This is a genomic window from Mycobacterium sp. 1245805.9 (genome assembly GCF_001672915.1).
In the GTDB taxonomy this organism is placed as follows: Bacteria; Actinomycetota; Actinomycetes; order Mycobacteriales; family Mycobacteriaceae; genus Mycobacterium.
In genome coordinates, this window is the sequence record NZ_LZKR01000204.1 from 1 (window position 1) to 3,183 (window position 3,183).

Sequence of the window (3,183 nt, forward strand, 5' to 3'; positions counted from 1 at the left end):
GCTCTGCTAAACCACCCCCGCGCCCCCCCCCCCCGCCCCCCCCCCCCCCCCACCCCCCCACCCCCCCCCCCCCGCGGGGGCCCCCCCCCCCCCGGGGCCCCGGGGGGGGGGGGGCCCCCCCGGGACTGGCCGGCCGGCCCGGGGCTTAGCTGGAGGCGCGGTGCTCCCTGGTGGATTCCGCGTTGGCCGCCGGTTCGGGTGACGTCTCCTGGCCGTTGGCGGGTTCCTCTCGCGTCTCGTTACGGCTCGTCGGGTCGATCTTCTCGGCGCGCTTCCACTGGTCCTCGAGTTCCTCCCGCGACGCGGCCGCATCGTTCTGATGGCTGGCCGCGCGTTCCTGCAACCTGGCGGCCTCGGCGGCCTTGGCCTCGGCCTCCGCCTGCGCGGCCCGCGCCTTGGCGGCCGTTTCATCGGCGAGGGCCTGCCGGCGCTCGGCCCTGGTCGTGGTGACCCTGGCCTGTTCGCGAATCTCCTCGGCCTGCCGAACGCGCCGGCGGCGGGTCGCCGCCCTGGCGGCAAAGATCAAGGCGGCAATCACGAGAATCGCCGCGATCACGGCGATCACAATCCACATGGTGCTCGTATTCATAGGGGGCTCCGTCGGTTCGTCTGGGTAGTTGCTGCAGCCCGTCCGTACCGGTGTCCCCATATTTGACAGGAATAAAACAACCGCGCGTTTACCCAGGCAGGGGCCGCGACTACTTGAAGTCGAGCGCCTCGACCGTCGCGATCGGGCCCTCGTGGGTCGGCCGATTCGCGCCGCCGATGCAGTAGACGGTGTTGGCGACCGTGGCCACCACCTCGGCGTGCCGCGGCGTCGGCATGGGGGCCAACGTGTTCCATTTGCCGTCGGCGATGTCGTACATCTCGACCACGTTCAGCACCATCGTCGGTTCCTCACCACCGACCACCACGATGCGGCCGTCGATGTATGTGGCGCCATAGCTGCCGCGCGGCGTCGGCATGCCCACCAACCTCGTCCACGAGCCGGATACCGGGTCGAAGCGTTCCAGCGCCGCCGAGTTCTTGTCGGAGGAAAGGAACCTGCCGCCGATGGCGTACACGTAGGTGCCGTCCGACACCGCGGCCAGGTGTTCGCGCGCGGTGGGCATGTCGGCGGCATCGGTCCACGAACTTCCGTCGAAGACCTCGGTCTGCGGGACCAGCTGCTTGGCGTTCTGCCCGCCGACGACGACGAGTTTGTCGCCGGCCACCGCAGCCGCCGGCGCCGCCCGGGCGTGCGTGAGGCCGGGCAGCTCCACCCAGTTGCCGCCGCGCAGCGCGAAGACCCGGTTGGAACCGTCCGCGATGTTGTCGCTGGCGCCCCCGAGCACCACCACCTCGCCGCGGTAGGTTGCCGCGGCCGCATGATGCAGCGGGATGGGCAACGGGGGTCCCGTCTCCCAGGCTCCGGTGCGCGGCTGGTAGCTCTCGACCGTCGTGAGGGCGACGCCGTCGCGCAGGCCACCCATGATCCAGATCTTGTCGCCCAGCACTGTCCACGCCATCATCAGCCGCGGGGTCGGCGCGTCGGGCAGGGAACGCCATTGCGACGCGGGCTGGATCTCGCGCGGCGGCAGCTTCAGCGCTTCGGCCTCCGAAATCACCTGGCTGTCACCGACGGCCGTCGACCCGCCGATCGCGTACACGGACTTCTCCACCGCGGCGACGGCCATGCCATGTCGCGCCGTCGCCATGTCCGGCAGCCCGTCCCAGTGCCTCGTCATGAGGTCGAACACCGAGACGCTCTTGAGGACCTGACCCCCCGACACGCCCCCGACGGCGACCAGTCGCCCGTCGGCGATGGCGACGCCGAGGTCGCTGCGTGACCGCGGAAGCGCGGGCATCGTCGTCCAGGTCTTCGCGGCCGGGTCGTACGCCTCGACCATCGTCAGGTCGGAGTCGCCGGTGGTTCCCCCGACCGCGTACACCAGCTTTCCGTCCGACGCCGCGGCCAGCATCTGACGCGGGGTCGGTATGGGCGCGCCCAGGCTCCAGGAGTTGCCGTCGAAGACCTCGGTGGTATTCAGCAGGGCGCCGCCGGCGTCGACTCCGCCGGTGACGACGAGGCGGTCTCCGACCACCGCCGCGGCCGCCGCCGCCCTGGGCTGCAACAGGTGCGGCAGTTCGACCCACCGGCTGTTGACCACCCGCCAAACCTGGTCGCTGGCCACCTTTTTGCCGTTGACGGTCTTCCAGCCGCCGACGACGACCGGGTTGCCCTGCCAGGTGACGGCCGACGCGTGTTGCAACGCCACCGGCAGGTCGTCGCCGCCCTTCCATTCGTCGATGGCGGGGTCGTAGCCCTCGTGCTTGGTGGTGGCGCTGCCGTCGCTTCGGATGCCGCCGAAGACCCAGATCGTGCCGTCGGCCTGGGTGGTGGCGACCGCATCGCGCGCGACGCGGGCGTTGGTGATCGGCTTCCAGGCGACCGGCGCCTGGGTCGGTCGGCCGGCGGCCTGGTGAGCGCCGTTGTCGGGCCGCTGCCACAGCAACACGGCGCCCACGACCAGCAGCACGACGACGACGGCCGCGCCGGCGACCAGGGCGATGCGACTGCGCCTCTTGCCCGGTCGCGCGAACCACTCCTGGATGCGCAGCGCTACGGGTTTGCGCCAGGGCGGCGGGGTCGGAACCGGTTCGGGGCCGCTCGGCGGGCCCGGTGGGCCGTCGGACGACACTTGCGGCTGCGTCTCCGCGGCGTGCCCGTGGCGCAGGACGTTGGCCGCCTGCGAAAACTCTTCCTGACCGGCAGCCCGGCGACGGTCGCGGCCGACATGTACTCGCTCGGCGCCACCATCTATGCGCTGATCGTCGGCAACGCCCCCCACGAGCGTAGGAAGGGTGAGGACCTGATCGCGCAGTACCTGCGGATCAGCACGACCGGCGTTCCGGATCTGCGTCCGGAAGGAATACCGGACGCGGTGTGCTCGGCGATCGAGAGGGCGATGTCGCTCGACCCGGCCGACCGGCCCGCATCGGCCGAAGAATTCGGCCGCGAACTGCAGGCCGCGCAGCGCCTCAACGGCCTCAAACCCGATGCGATGGCGATCGGCGGGCTGGGTCGCGCGGCCGCCGACGCCCCCCCCCCCCCCTCCCCCCATGGCGGGGCAACGCGGCCTTGCGCGGCGATCGGCGCGCCGGGCGCCCCCCCCGCCGCGTTCGCGGCCGCGCCCGGCGAGC

Annotated in this window: 1 protein-coding gene and 2 pseudogenes; 1 reads left to right on the plus strand and 2 read right to left on the minus strand. The window is 72.0% G+C overall.

The window, feature by feature from the left end; genetic code table 11:
* Nucleotides 1-145: 145 nt before the first annotated feature.
* Nucleotides 146-574, minus strand: a complete 429-nt coding sequence (locus A9X00_RS25905) for a hypothetical protein (protein ID WP_067160123.1) — start codon at nucleotides 572-574, stop codon at nucleotides 146-148.
* 124 nt (nucleotides 575-698) lie between these two features.
* Nucleotides 699-2,759: pseudogene (locus A9X00_RS25910) on the minus strand (Kelch repeat-containing protein); the annotation flags it as partial.
* Between A9X00_RS25910 and A9X00_RS32230 the strand changes: the two are divergent.
* Nucleotides 2,709-3,183 (plus strand): annotated as a pseudogene (locus A9X00_RS32230) (protein kinase); the annotation flags it as partial. The pseudogenes A9X00_RS25910 and A9X00_RS32230 sit on opposite strands and share 51 nt — an antisense overlap.